A 25,644-nucleotide genomic window follows, 5' to 3' on the forward strand; every position below is an offset into this window, starting at 1 on the left:
TATAATACAGTAGAATTATCATCATCTTTATTGACAATTAGACAGTATTATTATGGCTCAGTTTGTATACAGCATGCTTCGTGTGGGTAAAATTGTCCCGCCTAAAAAGCAGATTTTAAAAGATATTTCATTAAGTTTCTTTCCTGGCGCCAAAATTGGTGTGCTCGGCTTAAACGGTTCAGGTAAATCGACATTACTGCGTATTATGGCCGGCATCGACACTGAAATCGAAGGTGAAGCACGCCCAATGCCTGGATTGAAAATTGGTTATTTACCCCAGGAACCTCGCTTAAATGAGCAACAAACGGTTCGCGAAGCCGTTGAAGAAGCCTTAAGTGAAGCTAAAAATGCCCTAACCCGTTTAGATGAGGTTTATGCGGCTTATGCTGAGCCCGATGCTGATTTTGATGCCCTCGCTAAAGAGCAAGGTCAACTAGAAGCTATTATCCAATCTCAAGATGCTCACAATATTGATCATATTCTGGAACGTGCAGCAAATGCGTTACGCCTCCCCGATTGGGATGAAAAAATAGCTGTACTTTCTGGTGGTGAACGCCGACGTGTCGCAATTTGTCGCTTGTTACTTGAAAAGCCTGAAATGCTATTACTTGACGAACCGACCAACCACTTAGATGCTGAGTCAGTGGCTTGGCTAGAGCATTTTTTACAAGAATATACTGGTACAGTCGTGGCGATTACCCATGACCGCTATTTCTTAGATAATGCTGCAGGCTGGATTTTAGAGCTCGATCGCGGTGAAGGTATTCCATGGCAAGGCAACTACTCATCTTGGCTTGAGCAAAAAGACGCCCGTTTACAGCAAGAGTCTTCTACCGAAAGCGCTCGTCAAAAAACCATTGCTAAAGAACTAGAATGGGTAAGACAAGGTGCCAAAGGTCGTCAGTCTAAGGGCAAAGCCCGTATGGCTCGTTTTGAAGAACTCAACACTAACGATTATCAAAAACGTAACGAAACTAATGAGTTGTTCATTCCGCCAGGGCCACGCCTTGGTGATAAAGTGATCGAAGTGACTAATTTAACCAAGTCATATGGTGACCGCGTACTAATTGACGACCTAACCTTCACAGTCCCCAAAGGGGCAATTGTCGGTATTATTGGTGCTAACGGTGCCGGTAAATCAACCTTGTTCAAAATGATCTCAGGTGATGAACAACCGGACAGTGGCGATATTTCTGTCGGTGAGTCGGTTCAAATCGCCTCAGTAGATCAGTTCCGCGATTCAATGAATGATAAAAATACTGTCTGGCAAGAGATATCTGGCGGTCACGATATTATGCGTATCAACAACACCGAGATATCGAGCCGTGCTTATGTTGGCCGCTTTAACTTCCGTGGTGGCGACCAGCAAAAAATCATCGGCACCTTATCGGGTGGTGAGCGCAACCGAGTACATTTAGCCAAATTATTGCAAGCTGGTGGCAACGTATTGCTACTCGATGAACCCACCAACGATTTAGACATCGAAACATTGCGAGCTCTCGAAGAAGCCTTATTAGAGTTTCCTGGGTGTGCAATGGTTATTTCTCATGACCGTTGGTTCCTCGACCGCATTGCAACTCATATTTTGGATTATCGAGACGAAGGCAAAGTGAACTTCTATGAAGGCAATTATACTGAGTATTCAACTTGGTTAAAGAATACCTTAGGAACTGATGTCGTTGAACCTCATCGATTAAAATACAAGCGCTTAAACAAGTAACCTAAACACTTGCACACAAATGGTTAACAATTGTTAAACTTGAGTGATAGTGTTGAAAAAGAAATATCAAATAAAGCAGAGCCCTAAGCTCTGCTTTATTATATTAGCTCGTATGTGGAAGGTTATTATTGAGAATGCTCTGTAGAAATATCAACATGTGTCAAAAAACTGTCAATTTATTGTAAGTAATGCACTAAATCTGTTTGTAAAGCCAAAATAACTTCAGTATCATAAAATATTAATGGATTATTTTACTCTTTGCTGATTACACTCAGCGCATTACAGAGTGTCGATGGTTCTAGCTTGAAGAGAAATTTAATGGAGATATCAGTGAGATACGGTTCAATCAGCCTTGCTTTATTGTGCTTATACGCTAGCAACTCATTTGCGGCACTCGAAGTCATTACCTCGTCAGAAAAGCAGACCCTCAATAAGATTGAAGATCAATATGATATTGATACTCTGCTGATCACAGTTAACGACAAGTTCTCACAGCTTAATAAAAAAGCCTACGACATAGAAAATATAAAGAAGACGATTGTTGCAGAACAAAATCGATACAACGAGTTGATTACAGAATTACCTAAGGTCATTCGAGCCAAAACAGCGCTTGCAGATACCTATAAAAAAATTGAAGACTCTGTCAATCTAGTCGATGAACTGACCCTTAAAGCAGAGCAAGACAGTAAACTTCTGGAAACTGAAAAAGTCGAAATTCTGTCTGAATATGAAGTAATAAATAATAAACGCACAACTAAAAGTCAGCAATTATTTAAACTTAAAACCGATATCACGAATCGTTTAATCGCAGACTTGTCAAAATCAACGAGTACTTTGCCAGTCAATATCAATGGCTCTACTGAATGTTCAAAATACCAAACTATCGCAGATTGTTTGAAAGAGTCTAAAAGCAGCATTTTATCTAATACTCGCAATGAATCACCATTTTTAAACGATAAAAGTGTTTTATTGTCATATGAAGTTCTTGATGCCAACATGAATATGAAAGGCGATCTTCACTATAAAGTCGCGATGAAATTTAAACCTTCATATAACAACAAAATCGACACTATACTGAATGAAAAACTAGGTTTAGTATCGGCGATGGTGACGTTAATCAGTAATGTTCCAGCTGATTGGTATGTAAATGGCACCAAGGTGGGTACAGGTAAAAAACTGTTTCACGAGATCCCTTTAGGTAAACATGGCATTTTAGCTTCATACCAAAATCAAGATAAATCAAGTGTCGAAAACATTGAAGGTAATGGAGTATTTAACTACAAATTCAATGAGGTTGCTTCTACTCAAAAAGTCAGTAACAAACCTAAAATGGACACGGCTGAGGTGAAAAACGTTATCCTTAAGCAGGCGCCTAAACAAGTCCAACCTTCAGTACAACAAACCAAAGCTAAGTACACTCTATTCTCTGACCAAACCAGTATTAAGCTAAGTGACGATGATGCTAAAAAGAACTCATCAGATAACAGCTACGAATATTTTATGGGTGTTGCCCCAGCAAATAAAAAACAAAACATAGAGTTTACAAATGAACCCGTTAATAAGTAATGGTTATATTGCAGGCATAATGAAGATCTTGCTCTAGCGATGAAACCAACACTTAAATAAAAGCCATATCAACTGATATGGCTTTTTTGTGACGATTAATTGTTGCCCCCCTCGCTTCATATGCGCCTTGTTACAAAGAAAATCGAAAGATTTACATTACTTTACGCTCAATTAAGCAAAAATAATTACAATACCCAAACATCAATCACCGGCTAGCCATTAGCCAATGTCGTCGCGCAACGACACCTTCCATTATTGTTTATAGAGATGTGTACTCAGATGATCAAAAAACTTAGCCAATATCTTTTTTCAACTACCATATTGATTATGGGATATGTTGGATTTGTTCACACAGTTAACGCCGCGCCCAAGGCTATGCACGCAGAAAAAGTTGTGCCTGTTATCACAGCCATCGTTGAACAACATGAGCTTTCACAATCAATTACCTTAATAGGAAAACTTGTCGCGACTCACTCAGTAATGATAGCCCCGCAAGTTGCAGGCAAAATAGATAATATAGAAGTCACATCCAATCAATACGTCAAGCAAGGGCAAGCATTACTGACGCTTGATAACCGTAAAGCTAAAGCCAGCGTGACCGAAGCCCAAGCTTATTATCAAGATGAAGTTCGCAAGCTTAACGAATTTAACAAGTTAATCCATGTTAACGCCATTACCCAAACTGAAATAGAAGCGCAAAAATCGACTGTTGATATCGCTTTTGCCCGACTAGAATCAGCCAAAACTGACCTTGACTACCATACATTAACTGCGCCCTTTTCGGGTAATACCGGCCTAGTCAATTTCAGTCGCGGAAAAATGGTTACCATTAATGAGTCTCTATTATCACTTGATGACTTGTCTGTGCTTCAGTTGGACTTACAAGTGCCAGAGCATTATTTATCACAACTCAGCACGGGAATGTCAGTCAAGGCGACCAGTAGAGCTTGGAATAAAACCACCTTCACAGGCAAAATTATCGCCATTGACCCTCGTGTCAATTCAGCCACACTCAACCTCAACATTCGCAGTCAGTTTGATAATCAAAAGGGTCAATTAAAGCCCGGTATGATGATGTCAGCTACGCTAGTATTTCCAAGTGTGTCATCACCAATAGTGCCAGTACAAGCTCTTGAATATTCAGGTACAAAACGGTATGTCTACGTGATCGATAAGCATAATATCGCCACCCGTACACAAGTAATGTTAGGCGCAAGAATTAAAGACCAAGTCTTACTGGAGTCTGGTATCAACATTGGTGATCACATCGTAGTTCAAGGCTTGGTCAACATGCGTGATGGTGTCAAAGTGAAAGAGTTAGCGACTCAATCGGAAACGTCTCCTGCGCAACAGGAGCATAAATAATGTGGCTAAGTGATACGGCTGTTAAGCGCCCTGTTGTTGCGATTGTATTAAGTCTGTTGCTGTGCGTATTTGGTTTAGTGTCTTTCTCCAAACTGTCGGTGAGAGAAATGCCCGACGTGCAAAATCCTGTCGTAACAGTGATGACCACTTATAGCGGTGCATCGGCGACGATAATGGAAAGTAAAATCACTAAAAATCTCGAAGATGAATTAACAGGTATTAGTGGTATTGATGAAATCACCTCAACGACTCGAAATGGCATGTCACGTATTTCAATCAAATTTGAGCTGGGTTGGGACTTAACTGAAGGCGTAAGTGACGTCCGTGACGCCGTAGCAAAAGCACAACGTCGCTTACCTGATGAAGCAAACGATCCAATTGTATCTAAAGATAATGGCACGGGTGAGCCATCAATTTACGTCAACTTAAGCTCTGAAAATATGGACCGTACTCAGCTGACCGATTACGCCCAGCGAGTATTAGAAGACAGATTTAGCTTAATTACTGGTGTGAGCTCGGTTAATATTTCTGGTGGCTTATACAAAGTCATGTATGTGCAGCTAAAACCGCAATTAATGGCCGGTAGAAATGTTACCACCAACGACATTATCAGTGCATTGAATACTGAAAACCTTGAAACACCCGGTGGTGAAGTTCGCAATGACACGACCGTCATGTCAGTCAGAACGAAACGACTCTATTACAGCCCAGAAGACTTTAATTATCTAGTGGTTCACACCGCAGATGATGGCACACCGATTTACCTTAAAGATGTCGCGAGCGTGTTTGTCGGTGCAGAGAATGAAAACTCGACCTTTAAAAGTAACGGCATTGTTAACTTAAGTCTCGGCATAGTGCCACAATCAGATGCCAATCCATTAGACATCTCGACGCGAGTACAACAAGAAGTCGATAAAGTGCAGAGTTTCCTGCCAGAAGGCACAAAACTGATTGTTGATTATGATGCTAACGTGTTTATTGCACGCTCAATTAATGAGGTATACAACACCCTGTTTATTACTGGTGTACTGGTTATCCTGGTGTTGTACATTTTTATCGGACAAGTGCGCGCAACGCTTATTCCTGCGGTGACGGTTCCGGTATCATTAATTGCTGCATTTATAGCGGCATACAGCTTAGGTTATTCAATTAACTTATTAACCCTAATGGCACTGATTTTAGCTATTGGACTGGTGGTTGATGACGCTATCGTAGTCGTTGAGAATATCTTCCACCATATTGAGCAAGGTGAAGAACCGATCCTCGCTGCTTATAAGGGAACGCGCGAGGTTGGCTTTGCGGTTATTTCCACCACACTAGTTTTGGTAATGGTGTTTTTACCTATTTCATTTATGGATGGCATGGTTGGATTACTGTTTACCGAGTTTTCGGTGATGCTGGCGATGTCGGTGCTGTTTTCATCACTTATCGCCCTAACGCTAACGCCAGTAATGAGCAGTAAACTCTTAAAAGCCAATGTGAAGAAAAATCGTTTTAATATTGCTATCGATAATGGGTTTGCCCGTATGGAACGAGGTTATCGTAGATTGGTTAAATGGGCATTACGCTGGCGTATAGCAGCACCGCTGATTATCATCGCTTGCATTGGTGGTAGCTACATGCTGATGCAACAAGTCCCTTCACAGCTGTCACCACAAGAAGATCGCGGCGTGTTATTTGCGTTTATTAAAGGCGCCGAAGGCACCAGTTATAATCGTATGATCGCCAACATGGATATTGTTGAAAGTAGATTGATGCCACTGTTAGGTCAAGGTGTAGTGAAATCATTCAGTGTTGAAGCACCAGCATTTGGTGGTCGAGCCGGAGACCAAACAGGATTTGCCATCATCCAGCTGGAAGATTGGCAAGATCGTGACACTAATATTAAACAAGCACTGGCATTAATCGCTCAAACCTTAAAAGATATTCCCGATGTGATGGTACGCCCTATGCTGCCAGGATTTAGAGGTCAATCCAGTGAACCGGTGCAGTTTGTGCTCGGAGGCTCTGACTATTCGGAGTTATTCAAATGGGCTCAAGTGCTTCAACAAGAGGCTGATGCAAGTCCGATGCTTTCAGGGGCTGATTTAGATTATGCGGAAACAACCCCAGAACTGGTTGTTACTGTTGATAAACAGCGAGCTGCTGAACTCGGTATCAGTGTGGAAGAAATCTCCACCACATTAGAAATTATGCTAGGTGGACGCAAAGAGACAACGTTTGTCGAACGCGGTGAAGAGTATGATGTCTACCTTCGTGGTGATGAAAACAGCTTTAATAGCATCACTGATCTTAGCAAGATTTACTTCCGTTCAAGCAGAGGCCAACTCATTACCCTTGATACTGTTACTCATGTTGAAGAAGTCGCATCGCCACAGAGATTGAGTCATACCAATAAACAAAAATCGATCACCATCAAAGCCAATTTAGGTGAAGGTTATACCCTTGGGGAAGCGCTAGACTTTTTAGAGCAACGCGCAATAACATTGCTACCCAGCGATATCTCTATTGCTTACACAGGTGAGTCAAAAGATTTTAAAGAAAATCAATCCGGGGTAATGATAGTGTTTGGTTTAGCATTGCTGATTGCTTATCTAGTATTGGCAGCTCAATTTGAAAGCTTCATCAACCCAGCGGTGGTAATGTTTACCGTTCCTATGGGCATTTTTGGTGGTTTTATAGGTTTAGTGCTTACCCATCAAGGGATGAATATTTACAGCCAAATAGGCATGATAATGTTAATTGGTATGGTCACTAAAAACGGGATTTTAATTGTCGAGTTTGCCAATCAATTACGCGATCGAGGCTTATCGCTGGACAATGCCATTATTGATGCATCAGCACGTCGTTTACGGCCGATATTAATGACGGCATTCACCACATTAATTGGTGCAATACCGTTGATCGTCTCTACCGGCGCAGGGAGTGAAAGCCGTATTGCTGTTGGAACTGTGATATTCTTTGGCATGGCATTTGCGACCATGGTAACTTTATTAGTGATCCCCGCAATGTACCGACTTATTTCTTCGTCAACCCACTCTCCTGGGTTTGTAGAAGAACAACTTAATAATGCTATTGCCGCTCAACAAGCGCAAAAGCCTTAATTTTTCAGGTGTAATAATGACAACGCTTGCCGTATTTGTAGATGTGCAAAATATTTATTACACCTGTAAGCAAGGTTTTGGTCGTTCGTTTAATTACCGAGCCTTGTATAAGCAGTTATCGGCACGAGGGAACATTTCTCATGCTATCGCTTATGCTATTGCGCCAGCTGATGATGGACAGGTAAAGTTTCAAGACGCGCTAAAACACATTGGCTTTAACGTAAAAACTAAGCCCTATATTCAGCGTAGTGATGGTTCGGCTAAAGGAGATTGGGATGTGGGGATCACCATCGATATGCTCGAGATAGCGCCCACGGTAGATGAAGTTATTTTACTCTCTGGTGATGGTGATTTTGATTTATTACTCAAAAAGATAAACCAAACAACCACATGCTATACCCACGTATTAAGTGTTGAGCGCCTCACAGCAAAATCTTTAACCGATCAATGCCAACAATTTACCGCTATCGAAGCACCATTATTGATCTAGATAATATAAAACGTAAGCTTGTGCCAATCAGCGATACCAAGTGACCCTTGCGTGCTAAAAACCTCATTAGCCACAACTTAGCGCCACACAACTGTAGTCCATTACAGCAACACTGCATAAGTTCTAACACAATAGAATAACCGCATAAATTAACAAACCGATGCAGTTTAACTTCAATGATATTGGTCAGTATCAAATGGATTTAAGCCAGGCTAATTTATCGAATATAAGAATACAGTAACGGGTGCCGATTACGCTTATCGATAATCGAAAAACTTATATAACAAGCGCTTAATCACTAAAAGTTCACAGAATGGACTGATGATGAAAAACATGAAATATCACTTTATTACTAGAAGTGCTATTATTGCCTTGCCATTACAGGACTGTTCGATAAAGGATTATATGTCGTCAACATATCAAAAAAATGTACTTTTTGATTGCATTTTACTGCCAAAATATTCTGGCTTATTAATACATTACTTATTTTTAATATTAATGACTATTGTCAGTTTCCTTTCTATACACAATACCGTGGCACAACCATTATCAATTACGCTAGCCGCTGAAGATAGCTGGCCACCCTTTGCTGATGAATTTGGTCGAGGTATTTCCCACAACATTATCCGTCATGCTTTTGAGCAAGTTGATGTTAACATCTCAACTATTGTAGTCCCTTATGCTCGCGGATTAATTATGACTGAACGAGGCTCGGTTGATGGCGTATTTAATGTTACCAGAGAGCAAAGTACAATTGACCGATTTGTTTTCGGTAATGAACCTCTTTTTACCATAACGGCTTCTTTTTTCTTTGCCAAAGATTATCCTACGGTTGCAAAAAATAAATGGCAACTGCCAACCGAAAGCACCATAGGTATTATCAATGGCTATGAGTATGGAGATGAATTCACAACACTGGTAGAAAAACGAAAGCTCCAAGTTATCACTGTAGATAGCCAACGCCAATTAACTAATTTGTTACTAGTGGGCAGAATTGACTCTGCTATCATGTATGATCTTGTTGCTGACGTTTACATCAAGCGGATGGGAGTTAACAATGATATACAAGCTAAATTTAACAATCATACCAGTAAAATATTTGTCGCTTTTTCTAAACTTAATCCGCAATCAAAACACCTTAGTGAGTTACTCGACAAAGGACTAATAGCACTAAAAAAACAGGGTAAATACCAGCAATTACTTCTGCCCCTAAATGATTAATAGCAACACAGTAAATAACATAAGGTCATAGTGTAATGAGTCGTGTCCCTGCGCAACAACAATACAGCCCAGTGCACTCTTTTTCAGTACAAATTTATTATGAAGATACTGACTTTTCAGGAGTGGTGTATCATCCAAATTTTTTGAAGTATTTCGAACGTGCTCGTGAACATGTTATTGGTGCAGAGATCCTCAGCCAACTTTGGCAACAACAACAATTGGGTTTTGCTGTTTATCGCAGTGATATGTTATGTCACGATGGCATTGAATTTGCTGATATTATTGATGTACGTACTCAATTTTATTTTGAAAGTAAGTACCGTACAGTGTGGAAACAGGAAATATGGCGACCTAATGCGAAAAAACCAGCAGTAACGGCAACGATAGAAATGGTCTGTATGAACCAGAAACGTCAACTTGCGCCCATGCCGACAGAATTAATAACCCATCTATCCAAGAGGATTTAGGACGTTAGCGCTATGGATAACAATTTATGGCTGGTTAATTTGAGCAGAGCTGATGAGTGGGTAATTAAGTTGCGGATATATGTGCTCAAACTCACTGGCAGTAAAAGGTTTAGCAAAATAATCACCTTGAATGGTATCCACCCCAAAATGATGTAATGCTTCCAATACTGTCTTAGATTCAACACCTTCAACCGTCACTTCAAAACCCAGATTTTTAGCGAGATCGATACTCGTCTTAACAATTTGCTTTGCCGCTGGTGAAGTTTCAAACTCATCTAAAAAGGCTTTATCTATTTTCACTTCATCAACGGGTAAATGACGCAAATAAGCCAAAGAAGAGTGGCCAGTACCAAAGTCATCAATCGCAAGTTTAACCCCAATATCGCGTAATTGATTTAAGGTCACAATGGTTTGTGCCAGTGATTTCATTAAAACACTTTCAGTGATTTCAATCGTAATCGATTCGGCTGGCACCAGATATTGAGCTAATTTACTTGCAACATCAGCGGCAAGATTGGGATTATCTAAATCAGTAGAAGATAAATTAATGGCGACATTAACGTAAACCCCTGTGTTGCGCCATTTAACTTGTTGAGCTAGCACGTTATCTAACACCCAAGTACTCAAAATATTAATCATTCCAGTTTGTTCTGCTAATGGAATAAACTCATTAGGCGAAATTAATCCCAAACTGTCATGCTGCCAACGAATTAACGCTTCAACCTGCTTACAGTGACCACTTTTTAAATCTAACTTGGGTTGGAATACCATAAACAGCTGATTTTGCTTTAACCCTTTAGGCAAGCCATTGATAATTAATAATTCTCTGTATTGGGCTTTATCATCATCTTGATCATAAAATGCCATGGCTTGCTTTAATGTTTTGGCTTTTTTTAATGCCAAATCTAAGCGGCGCAGCATCAAACTGACCTCGGCATGATGTTCACTTAATGACAATACACCCAATTGTATTTTGATACTGATGGGTTGCTGTTCAATTTCAAACGGTTTTTGTAATTCACTTTTGATTTCAAGCAGTTGCTCAACTGTCAATTTTTGGTGAAAAAACAATAGAAACTCATTTCCGTTCATTCGAGCGATAAACTGTGCTTTGCAATTAAGGTTATCGATCCGCTTCGCAAACGCTTTAAGAAATTTGTCGCCAAATAAAAAACCAAACAAATCGTTCACAAACCGAAATTGTCGAATATCTATCAGCACTAACATGCCGTCTGACATGGGCATTTTAGACAACATTTTACGTTTAAAACCGACACGGTTAGCTAAGCCAGTTAACTTATCTCGTTCGGTACTAAAGATGCTTGATTGATGTAAGTCGTGAAGAACGTTAATGAGCGGTTTTAATGAGGTTGAAGTTGAAGCTGAGTCTACGTTGAATGAATCTTGATTAAGTAATTGTAATTGCAACGAATGAGTCAATTGTTGAATAAAACGATGCTGACGCCAATAGAGAAGTGCAACGCTACACAGCAAGATCGCCATAATACATAACATCGTTATCAAAAAGTAATTCATTAAGTCTTCATCATGTTGCAATTTTAATCATCACAGTATTCAACGCAAAAATACATCACTAATATTAATCATCTGTGTTTGACTCATTTGATAATATCAGTGAAATAAGCACAACATACTACTATTCGTAACTTTGCTTAATTGAATGATACATATCAATGAACTCATCACTGGCAAGATCTTCTGCAGTAACAGGCAAGCCTCTTTGTGCAAAGACGCCCAATCTTTCAGCTAATTCTTCACCGGCACGCAGTTCACCCGTGTAAAATGCAGCCGAACGGATAAAGTCGAGATAAGATACTTTTTCAGGCATGTAATGAAGATCAGCCCATCGTTCGACCACTTCCATTACCTCAGGGGCAAAATCCCATGTTTTTAATACGGCGCGACCAATAGGGCCCTGCATTTTACGCACTAAACTGCGTAAATCATCAATTCGGCTAAATAACTCAGGATGAACTTCCGCTTCGGTTAATACTGGTAATGCACCAATATTATGCACTAAACCAGCTAGAGTAAGCGTATCACGGTCTAATTTTTTACTCGGGTGACGTTTATTGTACATCTCTAACATGGCACCGGAGGAAGCTGTCACTTCAATAGAGGTTTTCCATACTTCATCCATCACCTCCCACACCATTTCGTTAGTGGAGATAAATAACTGCTCCATGGCAACAGATGTGGTAATAGATTTAATTTGTACTAAACCAATACGACTCACAGCGGCATTAATATTTTCAGCTTTGTTACCACGAGAATATAAAGCACTGTTGGCAACTTTGATAATGCGCGCTGAAATAGCGGCATCTTGACCAATAATGTCAGCAACTTGCTTGAGGCTTGAATCTTGACGAGACACGACTTCTTGAACACGCATGGCCACTTCGGGCAGTGTTGGTAAAACTAAAGCATCATCTTTAAGCTTTTTTAATAGTCCAACCAAGAGTTGATGTTCCGTAGACATGAGGTCTCCATAAATAAATAGCCACTGATGTTGGATTATATACCCAAAGCGATAACATTTGCGATTACTCAACTAACGAGAAGCCAATTAATTATATCGTTCCGTTAAGCTTTGTCGCTCGGTAACCAGATTAGTAGTTGTAAAATACAACCGACCTCACAAATTCTAAGGCTATATTTGTCCCCGCTAATATCCTTAAGTAAGCTTCGGCCCTTGAGTCATACACTATTTAACTAGGTCGAGTAAAACCATGTTTAAACCTGAATTATTATCTCCCGCTGGTACGCTTAAAAATATGCGTTACGCCTTTGCTTATGGTGCCGATGCTGTTTATGCAGGCCAACCTCGTTACAGTTTACGAGTCAGAAATAATGATTTCAAAATGGAGAACCTTGCTTCAGGTATTGAAGAAGCTCATGCCCTAGGGAAAAAATTGTATGTGGTGAGTAATATTGCGCCGCACAATGCCAAACTCAAAACCTATATTAAAGACATGGAACCTGTGATTGCAATGAAACCCGATGCGGTGATCATGTCAGATCCGGGGCTTATTATGATGGTACGCGAAGCGTTCCCTGAACAAGTAGTTCACTTATCAGTTCAAGCAAACGCCATTAACTGGGCGTCGGTCAAATTCTGGCAACAGCAAGGGATTAAGCGAGTCATATTATCGCGTGAATTGTCACTTGATGAAATTGAAGAAATTCGTCAGCGGTGTCCAGATATAGAATTAGAAGTGTTTGTTCATGGCGCATTGTGTATGGCATATTCAGGCCGTTGTTTATTGTCTGGTTATATGAATAAACGCGATCCTAATCAGGGAACCTGCACTAATGCATGTCGCTGGAAATATGATGTTCACCAAGCACAACAAACTGAGAGCGGAGATATCATCCCTGTGACCCCCACAGTTCAGTTTGAAACCCCAACCTTAGGTTCGGGTCAACCCAGTAGTGAGATTGTTTTATTACAAGAAGCCGGTCGCCCTGGCGAATATATGCCAGCGTTTGAAGATGAACATGGCACTTACATTATGAACTCAAAAGATTTACGCGCTATTCAACATGTGGATCGTTTAACCAGAATGGGCATTGATTCATTAAAAATTGAAGGTCGTACCAAATCTTTTTATTATGTTGCGCGCACTGCCCAACTTTATCGTCAGGCCATTGAAGATGCTGCTGCGGGTAAAGACTTTGATCGCACTTTAATGAACAACCTTGAAGGCTTAGCGCATCGCGGCTATACCGAAGGTTTTTTACGTCGTCATGTTCATGATGAATATCAAAATTACCAATATGGTCATTCTGTAAGTGATAGTCAGCAATTTGCTGGTGAATTTACTGGCAAACGAAATCCACAAGGGTTAGCTGAAATAGACGTCAAAAATAAATTCTCTGTCGGCGACAGCGTTGAAATAATGACAACTGAAGGTAATTTTGTTATCACTATTGAAGCATTACTGAATCGCAAAGGTGAATCTATCGATTCCGCTTTAGGCTCAGGACATTTTGTGTTTCTCGCGCTGCCAGCAGATATTAACATCGACAAAGCCATGCTAATGCGTAATTTACCTGAGGGGATGGATACTCGAAACCCTCATCAATCTGTTTAACCTGAGGTTTTATGGCATTAATCATTGACGATAGCTGTATCAATTGTGATATGTGTGAACCTGAATGCCCTAATGAGGCCATCACTATGGGTGAAGAGGTATATGAAATTGATCCCGGATTGTGTACTGAATGTGTGGGCCATTACGACAAACCGACCTGTGTGTCAGTTTGCCCGATTGATTGCATCGATCCCGACCCAGAACATAAAGAGTCGCAAGACGAGCTGCTGATCAAATATGCTAGGCTCACGGGTAAGTCGCCCAATTAACACTGACAACGCATGTTAGTCATACAGTAGTCAGCATAAAGTGAATGAGCGCCGATTGGCGCTCATTCACTTTGAGTCATTTAGCGGCATAAGTCATGCTCAAAAATCATTGCAATCATAAAGACTGACTCACCTTCTGAGTAAATTAAAAAAGATGATAAATTTCATTTTGTTATCTTTATTTATGTGTTTATTTGCTCTGTTCTAAAATCATTACATTAAAATAGTATCAGACTAATTGAGCGAGCTTAATCTGTGGTACAACTTGCATTATCGGACATTTTTTCTATGTCATTTTGTGTGTTGAGTATGTTGCTATCTTCGGGTTGTAATTGAAGTGCTTTTTTGATCATCTCCATTGCCCTCTGTTTACAACCAGACACAGACAAACTGTAAGCGTAATTATTTAAATAAGCGCCCTGTTGCTCAGGCTGTTGCGCGCTATAATTTAATCCCTGTTGATACCAAAAAGTAGCCTTGGCGTTATCTATTGCTAAATAATAATTTCCAAGCAAAAAATAGCTTAGCCAATAGTCAGGCCATTGTCTGGTGGCATTTTCAAGCGCATTTATGCCGGCAGTACTTTCGCCAACGCTGAGCAAATCTTGGGCGGCGCTGGCGTAAATAAACCGGTCGAAATGTGAACTCTTGATATCCGGCGGCACAACAGCCAATAACCAATATTGGCCTCGCAACCAGGTGCGTTCAAATACTTTAAGTTCCGCGATACGGTTTTTATGGCTGCCAGAATGGAGCACGACCTGCTGATTATCAAGGTCATAGCCTGTTACCACTGCGTAATGCCACATGGGATACCATGAGGTTGATAAATTTTGTAGCACTATGACCGGAATGTTTTCACTGACCAAAGACAGTAGTTGGGTCAAGTTGCCTGATTCAGCATAAGCAAGCAGCCCCTGTTGACGGGCTGCGGCCACCATTTCAATTTGCAAGCTGCCATGTAAATCAGGAATAAACAGTGCTGGTGCTATTTGCTGAGGTGTTTTGGTTAGCCCATAAAAATTGAACACTTCTGAGAGTGTTGTAGGACCACAGAAGTAATCCTCTTGAGGATAAAAAGGAACCCCAGTAATTTGATGTTTAAGGGAAATATCGGGCGGATTAGCTAATAACATGGCTGTCTGGGGCGGAACCGATAAACAGCCACTGAGAAATAAACAAAAGCCAGTAATACCAACGGCTTTTGTAAACCTGCTTATATGACTCATACTTGAAAATACGACCTAGTTAATGGGCCTAATAAAGGAAAACACATCGGTAACGCCCACCAAATCGAGTACCACTAACACCACTAATACAGTGACCACAACTCCTACTACGCCACCAGCAGCCGCAGGCATATCATTCATTTGGGTGTTTAATTGGTTTAATTCCTGATCTGTCATGCTGGCGATCCGCATTTCTGCATCCTCCATACTAACGCCAAGTGCTACCAGTTTATTTTGAACGTCAACGTTACTGAGCATTGCAATGACTTGTTGTTTATTATAAATATTTTTCTGCTGAACGATAACCTGCTCTGAGGAAATAACCCCAGCGTAGGTGGTCGAAATACAAGTCAAATAAGCTAACATTACTGTGGCGACTGCAAGAACTTTTTTCATTGGATTTCCTTTGATTGAGCGAATGTAAATATCTTATTAACAGTAGAGTTAATGCTGCGTAATAACAAGGTATATCGAGATTATACCTACTTTGGTGACACTTAAATAATCACACTGCACCCGCTTTAGCAAAATTGTCACTAACTGCCGCAACTCTTTATCGATTGAGAGGGGGGTGTAATCCTCAGCTTTTTATCACGGCTACTGATTAATTAGGTCATATTGTTGCGGTTAACAACCCCCAACACTGTCTCTTTTTGGCTTATTAATGGCATCGCCATAGTTCAGCTTATGGCTCACTTATGTTATCAGCCAGCTAATTTGACTGGCGTATGATGCCATATTTGCGCATTCTGGCGCGCAAGGTGCTGGGGTTAAGTCCAAGAAGTAGTGCTGCGCCTTTATGGCCTTCAATTCGCCAACCTGTCTGCTGCAATACTTTAGCGATATGTTCACATTCCAGCTCAACCAAGCCCTTTATCGAAGCATCATCACTGGGCACTCGTTTTTCAAAATTATCAAAGCGACCTAAGATCTGCAGTGTATTTCCTTCGCTAAGGATAACGGCTCGTTCAATAGCACTCTCCAACTCTCGCACATTGCCAGGCCATTGATGTTGCAGTAAGGCTTGATGAGCTTCTTGGCTGATAGTGTCAATCAACTTACCTATTTTTTTGTTAAATTTAATCACAAAATGATTAACCAACAGCGGGATATCTTCTTTACGTTGTCTTAAAGGCGGCAAAGTGATTGGGAATACGTTCAAGCGGTAATAGAGATCTTCACGAAATTTGCCATTACGCACTTCCTCAATCAAGTTGCGATTAGTCGCGGCAATAATTCTCACATCCACCTTTATAGTACGCGGACTGCCTAGCCGTTCAAATTCTCCATCTTGAATAATTCTCAGTAGTTTAGCTTGCATCTCTAGCGGCATTTCACCAATTTCATCTAAGAACAAGGTGCCACCATCAGCCAGCTCAAAACGGCCTATCTGTTTGCTGTCTGAACCGGTGAAAGCTCCCCGCTCACGGCCAAACAATTCGCTCTCTATCAGACTCGCAGGTAAAGTGGTGCAGTCTACTGTGATCAACGGACGCGTTTTTCGCGAACTGCGGCTATGGATAGCACGGGCAACAACCCCTTTGCCAGTGCCAGTCTCACCGAGCAGCAATACTGTGGCATCCATTGGAGCAACTTGCTCAACGTTCTGAAAGACCTGCGACAGCAGTTTGCTATTACCGATTATTTCGTCAAAATTAAACTGCCGCGCAACTTCCTTTTGAAGATAAATATTTTCGGCCTGAAGCTTGTCCTTTAATTGCTTTATTTGTATGTAAGTCTCTCTCAGTGACGCTTCAGCCTTTTTACGTTCATCAATTTCCTGCCCGAGTAGCAAGTTAGTCTTGGTCAACTCTAGCGTACGCTTTTGTACAGTGTCTTCCAAAGAGAGGTTATTTTTTGCCAATTTTTTATACAGTAAACTCACTTCCAACATATTATGAATACGGGTTTTCACCTCGACCAAGTCAAAGGGCTTGCTAATAAAATCCTTGGCCCCCGCTTGTAATGCCTGCAGTTTATGATTGGGTTGGGCAGTGAGCACCAGCACTGGTAAATAATCCATGCTATGGTCTGCCTTAAGCGCAGCCATAACCTCGAATCCATCCATTTTTGGCATCTGTAAATCAAGCAAAATCACATCATAGCGATTAATCCGGTTGAGGTCGCAAACAACTAAAGGATCCATGCTTGTCGTTACCTGGGTATAACCGCTATCAAGTAATAATTGCTCCAACAGAAGCACATTAGGCTCTTGATCATCGACAATCAAAATCTTAGCGTTGAGTATATCGCTTGCAGTAATTTTCATTATTTTGCCTCATCATCAGCGATTACAGCAGACTTATTGGCATGCTCAAGCGCTATGTCGACAGTCTTCAGAAATTCATTGATCCGCAGTGGTTTAGTTAGATAATGAAAGAAGCCGGCATCCAGACCTTTCTTAATGTCTCGGGGAATAGCATTTGCACTGAGAGCGACCACGGGTATAGATGCTGTTATCGGACTTTCCCTGAGAATTTTCAATGCAACTAAACCGCTAATTCCCGGTAGATTAATGTCCATCAAAATAATATCCGGCTGATGGGTATGTGCCATTTCAATACCTTGAATCGCATCGGCAGCACTGAGAAAACGCAGATTAGGTCGACGAGAAATAATGTTCTCAACAAGCATCAAATTAGCAGGATTATCTTCAACATACAGTAAGGTTTGCAAATGCTCAGGGTCTTTATATTGTAGCGCTTTGGTGACCATTATTGCGCTGTCAGCAAGCTTAGATACCGGTTCGTCGGTTCGCTGTAGTTCAAACCAGAAGACACTCCCAACGCCAACGGTACTTTGCACGCCAATGCTCCCCCCCATCGATTCAACCAGACGCTTACTCACCACCAGGCCTATTCCTGTACCTTGTTGATTATTGGCTTCTTGACCGAGGCGGTTAAAAGGTTGAAAAAGTTGCCCGAGTTGCTCAGCTGATAATCCTTCACCTGTATCTCGAACACTGAACCGCACCATATCATCGCTGCTTTGACTGTGCTCCAATATCACGCTTCCACCCTTTCGGTTGTATTTAATTGCATTGGAAAGCAGATTAATAATCACCTGCTTTAGCCGGGTCCTATCGACGTGAAGAAAATCTTTGGTCGTAGATCGGTTAAAGATGACGTTGATGTCATGAATTTTAGCTTGTGGCTCACTCATCAACACACACTCTTGCATGACTTCGGACAGCGAAACCACTTCCACTGACATAGGCAGCTTGCCTGATTCGATTAGCGCTAGATCCAGAATTTCATTGATAAGCTCCAACAAATACCATCCGGCTTTGAGGATCTGAGTAATGCTGCGTTTCTGAGCGGGCAGTGGCGCGGGAGTACTTGATTCCATAAGCTGTGCAAAACCTAGAATAGCCCCCAGTGGGGTACGAAGTTCATGGCTCATACTGGAAAGAAAATCCGATTTGGCAAGATTGGCTTTCTCAGCCACAGCTTTAGCATTTTCCAGTTCGATGTTCTTTTCCAGCAGTTTTTGATTTAGGCGATTACGCTCAGTGACATCGCGGGCGCCATAAAAAATCCCCTGTAATTTATTGTCTCGGTGATAAAAGGTGGCCGCATTAATGGACACTACGGTTTCTTTGCCGCTCTTGTTGCGGGCGGTCAATTCATAATCTGAGATTATCTTTTCACTCAACACCCTTTTTATACCAGCCGCGGCAAACTCAGGATCGGTGAAGTAATCTTTGAATGGGGTGCCGATAAGGGAATCACGCTGGTTACCTGTAAGCTCTTCCATTTGTTTATTGACATCGGTAATGATGCCGGACGGATCAGTGGTCGTCAGCGCATCAATGTTGGATTCAATCAGGTTACGAGTATAGAAATGTTGATCTTGCAGGCGCCGACTAAGTTCTTTCTGTTCTTCTTCGATACGCTTACGCGCGGTATTATCGGTTCCTATTAACAAATAGCCTATGATAGCCTGGCGCTCATCACGCAATGCCGTGACGGACACTACTGCTGGGAAGCGGCTGCCATCTTTACGTATGTAAGTCAGCTCGTAGATATCCTCAATACCGCGCCGAGCCTTAAATACTAGCGCATCGAAACCAGGTGTAATTGCTGTGTCCAGTTCAATACTGAGCTCTTGCGCGCGCTCGATGACTTCTTTGGGGTCGGAAATATCTGCTGGGGTGATCTTGTTCATCACCTCGTCAGCGGTATAACCCAGCATTCGCTCGGCACCCACATTAAATATCTGAATAACACCATGAGCATCGGTAGCAATACTGGAAAAATTAGCACTGTTAAAAATGGCTTTCTGCAGTGCACCAGCTTTGAGCAAAGCTTCTTCTGCCTGCTTGCCAACACTGTTATCTGTGCCAATCAAAAGATAACCTATGATGATACCTTGGTCGTCGCGAAGTGCTGTAACCGATACAACAGCTGGAAAGCGACTACCATCCTTACGGATATAAGTTAATTGGTAAATGTCTTCAATACCGCGTGACGCCTTAAACACCAGCGCGTCGAAACCAGGTTCTATTGGCGTGCAGAGTTCTATAGAAAGCGCCTTGGCGCGGGCGATGATTTCCTGGGGATCGGATATCTCGGCAGGGGTAATGTTGTCCACTACTTCGATGGCTGAATAACCTAGCATCCGCTCGGCGCCAACATTAAAAATTTGGATAACCCCTTTAGCATCAGTAGCAATACAAGAGAAGTTAGCGCTATTAAAAATAGCTCGCTGCAAGGCACCCGCATTTAGCAATGCCTCTTCAGCATGTCTGCGTTCGCTGCTCTCTTCAATCACGGCTTCGAACAGATTGATACCCTCCCCTTTAATAAAGCTTGATAAGCTTGTAATCTCGTCAGCCTGGGCACGTTTTGTATCATCACCTTTCATTACTAACCTCTATAACCATCCAATGGTTTTGACGGGGTCGACATGTTGGCCCAGAGACAAAATCTGCCGCGTAGGTATCGTTATCTGGTATTTAAGACGGGAATATCGCTGCCGCCCTACTTGAGTATCGGTAGCGCTTGTCTTACAACCGCCACATATACCGCACCATAATACCGCCTATAACAGAAATACCCTCAACATATTACATTTCTTTCATATATTGAGGCCGTAGCAATATTGATAATTAAAAAAAATAAAATTAACTCATTGTTAATAATATACTAAATTAATTTTTTAACAAAAAAACACTTTCGGTACGATATTTGCAATTTAGGTTATTAGTGTTCTCGAAATCTTACTCGGACCAGTACTCAGATTTTTCAATTCGTGGATATCGCATAACAAGAAAATCTCACTGAGTTATCAGCACTCATGGCTAACAAGAATCGCAGCCGTTTTTTGCTGATGTAGAAAAGGTAAATTAACGCAATTTAATAAAATCATTAGGAAGAAGAGAATGAATAGTTCCCTAAAAAAGACTTATCTCGTATTCACCATGCTATTAGGACTTATCCTTTTAGCTGGGTGTAATGGCGATAGCAGCAACGATAACAACAATAATGGGGTGTTACTTACAGCCATTGCTGTTACCCCTGCAGACTCAAGCATGCCATTGGGCTTGAAGCAACAGTTTACAGCCATAGGCACCTATTCAGATGGCACGTCGTCTGATATCACCAACTCGGTAACGTGGTCATCTGATGACTCAGCAGTTGCCACTATTAATACCAGTGGTATAGCCATGGGAGTTATCCCTGGTTCCTCTACTATCACAGCATCCATTATCGACTCATTATCAAACGAGCAATCCGCAACGGCCACGCTAACCATCACGGATGCGACCTTAACGGCTTTGGCTATCACACCAACTAACCCCAGCGTAGCTAAGGGGTTGAGCAAACAATTTGCTGTTACGGGTACTTATTCGGATGGTACTTCGCCAGATGTGACCACTTCAGTAACGTGGGCCTCGGCGAATACGCTAGTTGCTACCATAAATGCTAGTGGCCTTGCTAGTGGCGTTGCTATTGGTTCTGCAGTTATTAGCGCATCTTTAGGATCTGATGAAATAACGACTGAGCTCAACATCACAGATGCTATTTTGAGCTCAATAGCGTTAACGCCCGTTGAACCAAGTATTGCCAAAGGCATGACCCAACAGTTTACTGCTATCGGTACTTATTCTGATGGTACATCAGTGGATATAAGTGCTTCAGCAAGCTGGTCATCTGCGGACACACTGGTTGCCACAATGAATACCGGTGGGGCTGCTAAAGGAGTGAGTATAGGTTCATCTGTTATTACGGCAGATTTTCAAGCTCAATCAGCAACCTCATTGCTGACAGTTACCGACGCCACTTTAACGTCAATCATGTTAACACCAGCCAACCCACATATACCTAAAGGTAATACCCTGCAGTTGACTGCTACTGGTATTTACTCAGATGGTATCTCGGTTGATATGACCAGCTCAGCTATTTGGTCATCTTCAGACACCCTAATTGCCACTGTGAATGCCGGTGGTATTGTCAGTGGTATTGCTTCGGGTCCTACAATTATTACCGCGACATCGGCTGCGCTGTCAGCCACCACTAACGTAACAATCACAGATACAAGTTTGACGTCAATTGCAGTAACACCAGGTAATCCCACTATAGCTAAAGATTCGAATAAACAGCTCACCGCTACCGGCACTTATTCTGATGGGTCGCTAGCAAATATTACGAACGCTGTAACTTGGTCATCAGCAGATACCTTAGTGGCTACAGTAAATAATACCGGTCTTGCAAATGGAATTAGCACTGGCTCATCACTTATCAACGCAAGCGCTGGAGGGATCTCCGGTAGTACAAACATGACCATTACTAGCGCCGTATTAAGTTCAATTGTGGTATCGCCAACCAATCCAAGCCTTGTTAAAGGTATGAACAAGCAGTTTGCGGCAACTGGAACTTATTCTGATGGATCTGTAGCAGATATTTCTACCTCGGTTACTTGGTCATCTACAGATACCTTGGTTGCTACAATTGATGTCAATGGTCTTGCCAATGGCAAGGTGGCTGGCTCATCACTTATTACCGCAACTTCAGGAGCACAATCAGACAGTACTAATTTAACCGTTACCGATGCCACCTTGAATTCAATTGATATAACACCTGTTAATCCAAGTATTGTTAAGAACTCAAGCCAAAACTTTGTTGCTATTGGTCATTATTCAGACGGTAGTACAACAGATATCACATCGACGGTAATGTGGTCTTCAGCAGATACACAGGTTGCTACATTAAATCCCAATGAACAGCTAAATAGTGGGCGTGCGACAGCTATTGAAGTAGGCTCATCAGTGATTCAAGCAACACTAATTGGCGTCTTTGCGGATACAACACTTAATGTTACTGCAGCTCTGCCCAATAACCCATTAGCACCTGAATTGGGTGAAGTGGCACGTTTTGTCATGCTTGCCTCACAAGCTATTACGACGACAAGTGGTTCTGCCATTGTCGATGGTGATTTAGGTATTCTTGACCAGGCACGTTCTTATTACGCAGGATTTACCGCAGGCGTTAATGCTGGCGAATTTGACGAATTAACCAATGGCTTGTCTTATGCTGGCGACGATAGCACACCACCTTATGTTGTACCGGTGCCTTATGCCTCTATGGTTGCATTTATTAACCAGTCCAGAACAGATCTTGGTATTGCCTATAATTTCCTCGCGGCAGATCCAAACCCAAATGCGGCAACCCAGATTTGCCCTATTGAATTGGGCAATCTGACTCTGACTCGTGGTGTGTATAAAACCGCAGCCGATGTGACCCTGCAAACAGGTACTCTCACTCTTGATGGCGAAGGAGACCCTGACTCTGTGTTCATCTTCACCATAGGCGGAAACCTAACTTCTGGTGCTCCAGGTGGCGATATTGTGCTTATTAATGGCGCACAAGCAAAGAACGTCTATTGGAGAACCGCTGGAAAGACAGTTATCGGCACTAATACCAAATTCTCTGGCAATGTTTTCGCTTGGTCAGAAGTGAATGTATTGACTGGAGCAAGCGTTACAGGTCGATTGTTTGCGGTCACTGATCAGGTAACGCTAGACGCAAATGCCATAAGCAAAGCACCATAGTGCCACTCTCTACTGACATTCACATTAACACTTAGGACCAAAAGAGGGAGACAGACAGCTTGTTTCCCTATGACCTAAAAAACACCTCACTATTGTGTTTTTTAGGTACTTATTAGTGAAAGGTTTTCGCTTATAAGCCATTTTACCGTTCACATGTTTGCTAACAATGCCCATCAATGTGTGGGCCAAACATAGCCCCTCCAAGCAGCAAAGACAAATCCATTTATCGGTTTAATAACCGACAATATGACGCAACATTCTTTGTAATGTGATCTTAAGTTTTTCAAGGATATAACAATGCATATACGAAAAAATAATTTTACCCCGCCAATATGGGCTGGCAGCATATTGTTGCTTACCTTAATCGCTGGTTGTAATAGTGACAATAATACTGACTCGGCCATTGTGCCGACTATTAATGCCAGTAACCCAAGTGATCTTGCTATCGATGTGGCGATCAATCAACAAATCACCGCAACCTTCGGCGAAGCGATGAACGAGCAGACGATTAACGATGTCAGCTTTACCTTAATGGCTCCGAATCAAGCCGCCGTGTTAGGCACAGTTTCTTATGATGAAACAAGTCATACCGCCGTATTTGCTCCAAACAGTGATTTTACCCATAACACTCTGTATCAAGCATCTATCACCACTGAAGTCACAAATACGGCAGGCATAGCGCTTGCCAGTGGTTTTAGTTGGTCATTTACGACCTCTGCATTACCCGATGTTATTGCCCCACAGGTAGTATCAAACTCCCCAGCAGATCTCGCACAGAGCTTTGCCTTAAATAGAAATGTGACTGCTGAGTTTAGTGAAGCACTTGCTCCTAATACGCTAAACGGTACTAGCTTTACCCTAAGTGACGGGACAAATCTTGTCGCTGGTGTTATTAGTGTTCAAGGCACAAGCGCAACGTTTAATCCAGACGATAATTTAGCGGCCAATACACTTTATACCGCAACTCTGACCACGGCTATTAGCGATTTAGCGATGCCGGCAAATTTATTGGCAGCTAATTTCAGCTGGAGCTTTACCACCAGTGATGTTGCCGCTATGGGGCCTGAACCAGTGAAGTTAAACACTTCGGGTGATTTTGCTATTCTGACTAAGACTGGAATCACCAATATTCCAGCGTCTGCTATTACAGGCAATATAGGTTCAAGCCCAATAACAGCTGCAGCGATGGATAACGTGTTTTGTGATGAAATCAGCGGGACTATTTATGGTGCTGATGCTGCTTATACGGGCAGCGGTGCAATTACTTGTTTTGCTGGCGCAGCAGAAGATAACACCCTAGTGGCCAACGCAGTACTTGATATGGGCACAGCCTATAACGATGCAGCTGGCAGAACCTTACCTGACTATACCGAACTAGGCGCTGGTGATATCAGTGGCATGACACTAGAGCCAGGTTTATATAAGTGGAGTTCAGGTGTGTTGATTTCGACTGACATTGCTGTTTCTGGCAGTGCCAACGACGTGTGGATTTTCCAAATAGCAGGTGACCTTACTCAAGCAGCAGCCAGTCGTATTAATTTACAAGGTGGCGCTCAAGCAAAAAATATCTTCTGGCAGGTTGGCGGAAGTGCGGGAGTCTCACTTGACACCACAGCGCATTTTGAAGGAGTTATTTTAGCTGAAAAAGGCATCAGCATAAACACAGATGCAACGATTAACGGCAGATTAATGTCACAAACAGCGGTCACTTTAGACCACAATATCGTGACTCAACCTACTGAATAACTGTCGTAATAGTCGAACACTAGCAATAGCCTAGCGCTCGCAATCCATGACGTCATGCGTCATAACATTAAAATCCGCTAAACCTGGTTTAGCGGATTTTTTATGTCATAAAGAGCTAAAAAGCATATAGGTGATGTGCGCAAGACTAATAGGATACAAGCTAGCGGGAACGGTTTATAGCACTGACTACCACGATAGAGAACTATACGCATGCTGCACTTATCCACGCCAGCTTGTAGGTTAATTCGCGCCATTAAGCGCATTACTTTAAACTAACGCCTATAGCGCGATAAGATCGA

Annotated in this window: 17 protein-coding genes; 11 read left to right on the top strand and 6 right to left on the bottom strand. The window is 41.9% G+C overall.

Annotated elements, in window-relative coordinates:
* Window positions 1–52 precede the first annotated feature (52 nt).
* The 7 genes from ettA (at window position 53) to ACED29_RS01730 (ending at window position 9,933) form a co-directional block, all read left to right on the top strand.
* Complete coding sequence (gene ettA, locus ACED29_RS01700; protein WP_124017600.1) at window positions 53–1,720, top strand: energy-dependent translational throttle protein EttA; 1,668 nt, start codon at window positions 53–55, stop codon at window positions 1,718–1,720.
* A gap of 330 nt (window positions 1,721–2,050) precedes the next feature.
* The gene (locus ACED29_RS01705) at window positions 2,051–3,286 is read left to right on the top strand and encodes a hypothetical protein (RefSeq protein ID WP_182754869.1); all 1,236 of its coding nucleotides are present in this window, start codon (window positions 2,051–2,053) and stop codon (window positions 3,284–3,286) included.
* Window positions 3,287–3,613: 327 nt separating this feature from the next.
* Entirely contained in the window at window positions 3,614–4,651 is a 1,038-nt protein-coding gene (locus ACED29_RS01710) for an efflux RND transporter periplasmic adaptor subunit (protein ID WP_371696919.1), read from the top strand.
* Window positions 4,651–7,755 (top strand): multidrug efflux RND transporter permease subunit, encoded by a 3,105-nt coding sequence (locus ACED29_RS01715; RefSeq protein WP_182697884.1) that lies wholly within the window; start codon window positions 4,651–4,653, stop codon window positions 7,753–7,755. Before ACED29_RS01710 ends, ACED29_RS01715 begins: the two co-directional genes overlap by 1 nt.
* Before the next feature lie 16 nt (window positions 7,756–7,771).
* On the top strand, window positions 7,772–8,245 hold the full coding sequence (locus tag ACED29_RS01720) for an NYN domain-containing protein (RefSeq protein WP_124017604.1): 474 nt from the start codon (window positions 7,772–7,774) through the stop codon (window positions 8,243–8,245).
* A 324-nt stretch (window positions 8,246–8,569) separates the two neighbouring features.
* Complete coding sequence (locus ACED29_RS01725) at window positions 8,570–9,466, top strand: substrate-binding periplasmic protein (RefSeq protein ID WP_371696833.1); 897 nt, start codon at window positions 8,570–8,572, stop codon at window positions 9,464–9,466.
* 35 nt (window positions 9,467–9,501) lie between these two features.
* On the top strand, window positions 9,502–9,933 hold the full coding sequence (locus ACED29_RS01730) for an acyl-CoA thioesterase (protein WP_371696835.1): 432 nt from the start codon (window positions 9,502–9,504) through the stop codon (window positions 9,931–9,933).
* Between the two features lie 24 nt (window positions 9,934–9,957).
* On the opposite strand, the gene ACED29_RS01735 is transcribed toward ACED29_RS01730, so the two are convergent.
* Both ACED29_RS01735 and ACED29_RS01740 read right to left on the bottom strand, forming a co-directional pair.
* Window positions 9,958–11,469, bottom strand: coding sequence for a bifunctional diguanylate cyclase/phosphodiesterase (locus tag ACED29_RS01735; protein ID WP_182697882.1), 1,512 nt, complete (start codon window positions 11,467–11,469; stop codon window positions 9,958–9,960).
* Window positions 11,470–11,590: 121 nt separating this feature from the next.
* Window positions 11,591–12,433, bottom strand: a complete 843-nt coding sequence (locus tag ACED29_RS01740) for an HDOD domain-containing protein (RefSeq protein WP_182697881.1) — start codon at window positions 12,431–12,433, stop codon at window positions 11,591–11,593.
* 250 nt (window positions 12,434–12,683) lie between these two features.
* Between ACED29_RS01740 and yegQ the strand changes: the two genes are divergently transcribed.
* Window positions 12,684–14,048, top strand: a complete 1,365-nt coding sequence (gene yegQ / locus ACED29_RS01745; protein ID WP_182722039.1) for a tRNA 5-hydroxyuridine modification protein YegQ — start codon at window positions 12,684–12,686, stop codon at window positions 14,046–14,048.
* A gap of 11 nt (window positions 14,049–14,059) precedes the next feature.
* Window positions 14,060–14,317 carry a YfhL family 4Fe-4S dicluster ferredoxin gene (locus tag ACED29_RS01750; RefSeq protein WP_124017609.1) on the top strand — a complete coding sequence of 86 codons (258 nt, stop codon included), beginning with the start codon at window positions 14,060–14,062 and terminating at the stop codon, window positions 14,315–14,317.
* A gap of 248 nt (window positions 14,318–14,565) precedes the next feature.
* On the opposite strand, the gene ACED29_RS01755 is transcribed toward ACED29_RS01750, so the two are convergent.
* From ACED29_RS01755 to ACED29_RS01770, 4 genes are all read right to left on the bottom strand, one after another.
* Window positions 14,566–15,546: a PA2778 family cysteine peptidase gene (locus ACED29_RS01755; protein WP_371696838.1), complete on the bottom strand. Its 981-nt coding sequence runs from the start codon at window positions 15,544–15,546 to the stop codon at window positions 14,566–14,568.
* A gap of 15 nt (window positions 15,547–15,561) precedes the next feature.
* Entirely contained in the window at window positions 15,562–15,942 is a 381-nt protein-coding gene (locus ACED29_RS01760) for a PA2779 family protein (RefSeq protein ID WP_124017611.1), read from the bottom strand.
* Window positions 15,943–16,258: 316 nt separating this feature from the next.
* Window positions 16,259–17,815, bottom strand: a complete 1,557-nt coding sequence (locus ACED29_RS01765) for a sigma-54-dependent transcriptional regulator (protein ID WP_371696840.1) — start codon at window positions 17,813–17,815, stop codon at window positions 16,259–16,261.
* Window positions 17,815–20,412 carry a PAS domain S-box protein gene (locus ACED29_RS01770; protein WP_371696842.1) on the bottom strand — a complete coding sequence of 866 codons (2,598 nt, stop codon included), beginning with the start codon at window positions 20,410–20,412 and terminating at the stop codon, window positions 17,815–17,817. The genes ACED29_RS01765 and ACED29_RS01770 overlap by 1 nt, the downstream gene beginning before the upstream one ends.
* Window positions 20,413–20,929: 517 nt before the next feature.
* Here ACED29_RS01770 and ACED29_RS01775 point away from each other — a divergent pair.
* Both ACED29_RS01775 and ACED29_RS01780 read left to right on the top strand, forming a co-directional pair.
* Window positions 20,930–23,599, top strand: a complete 2,670-nt coding sequence (locus ACED29_RS01775; RefSeq protein WP_371696844.1) for an Ig-like domain-containing protein — start codon at window positions 20,930–20,932, stop codon at window positions 23,597–23,599.
* A gap of 297 nt (window positions 23,600–23,896) precedes the next feature.
* Window positions 23,897–25,345, top strand: a complete 1,449-nt coding sequence (locus tag ACED29_RS01780; protein WP_182754883.1) for an ice-binding family protein — start codon at window positions 23,897–23,899, stop codon at window positions 25,343–25,345.
* The last annotated feature ends 299 nt before the right edge of the window (window positions 25,346–25,644 follow it).

Origin of the sequence: Shewanella sp. 5S214 (assembly GCF_041439795.1) — a bacterium.
GTDB classification, from domain to species: Bacteria; Pseudomonadota; Gammaproteobacteria; order Enterobacterales; family Shewanellaceae; genus Shewanella; species Shewanella vesiculosa.

Excerpts from the sequence above, each read along its gene's own strand:
- ettA (WP_124017600.1), top strand. The coding sequence starts at position 53 with ATGGCTCAGTTTGTATACAGCATGCTTCGTGTGGGTAAAATTGTCCCG.
- ACED29_RS01710 (WP_371696919.1), top strand. The coding sequence starts at position 3,614 with ATGGGATATGTTGGATTTGTTCACACAGTTAACGCCGCGCCCAAGGCT.
- ACED29_RS01715 (WP_182697884.1), top strand. The coding sequence starts at position 4,651 with ATGTGGCTAAGTGATACGGCTGTTAAGCGCCCTGTTGTTGCGATTGTA.
- ACED29_RS01720 (WP_124017604.1), top strand. The coding sequence starts at position 7,772 with ATGACAACGCTTGCCGTATTTGTAGATGTGCAAAATATTTATTACACC.
- ACED29_RS01725 (WP_371696833.1), top strand. The coding sequence starts at position 8,570 with ATGAAAAACATGAAATATCACTTTATTACTAGAAGTGCTATTATTGCC.
- ACED29_RS01730 (WP_371696835.1), top strand. The coding sequence starts at position 9,502 with ATGAGTCGTGTCCCTGCGCAACAACAATACAGCCCAGTGCACTCTTTT.
- ACED29_RS01735 (WP_182697882.1), bottom strand. The coding sequence starts at position 11,469 with ATGAATTACTTTTTGATAACGATGTTATGTATTATGGCGATCTTGCTG.
- ACED29_RS01740 (WP_182697881.1), bottom strand. The coding sequence starts at position 12,433 with ATGTCTACGGAACATCAACTCTTGGTTGGACTATTAAAAAAGCTTAAA.
- yegQ (WP_182722039.1), top strand. The coding sequence starts at position 12,684 with ATGTTTAAACCTGAATTATTATCTCCCGCTGGTACGCTTAAAAATATG.
- ACED29_RS01750 (WP_124017609.1), top strand. The coding sequence starts at position 14,060 with ATGGCATTAATCATTGACGATAGCTGTATCAATTGTGATATGTGTGAA.
- ACED29_RS01755 (WP_371696838.1), bottom strand. The coding sequence starts at position 15,546 with ATGAGTCATATAAGCAGGTTTACAAAAGCCGTTGGTATTACTGGCTTT.
- ACED29_RS01760 (WP_124017611.1), bottom strand. The coding sequence starts at position 15,942 with ATGAAAAAAGTTCTTGCAGTCGCCACAGTAATGTTAGCTTATTTGACT.
- ACED29_RS01765 (WP_371696840.1), bottom strand. The coding sequence starts at position 17,815 with ATGAAAATTACTGCAAGCGATATACTCAACGCTAAGATTTTGATTGTC.
- ACED29_RS01770 (WP_371696842.1), bottom strand. The coding sequence starts at position 20,412 with ATGAAAGGTGATGATACAAAACGTGCCCAGGCTGACGAGATTACAAGC.
- ACED29_RS01775 (WP_371696844.1), top strand. The coding sequence starts at position 20,930 with ATGAATAGTTCCCTAAAAAAGACTTATCTCGTATTCACCATGCTATTA.
- ACED29_RS01780 (WP_182754883.1), top strand. The coding sequence starts at position 23,897 with ATGCATATACGAAAAAATAATTTTACCCCGCCAATATGGGCTGGCAGC.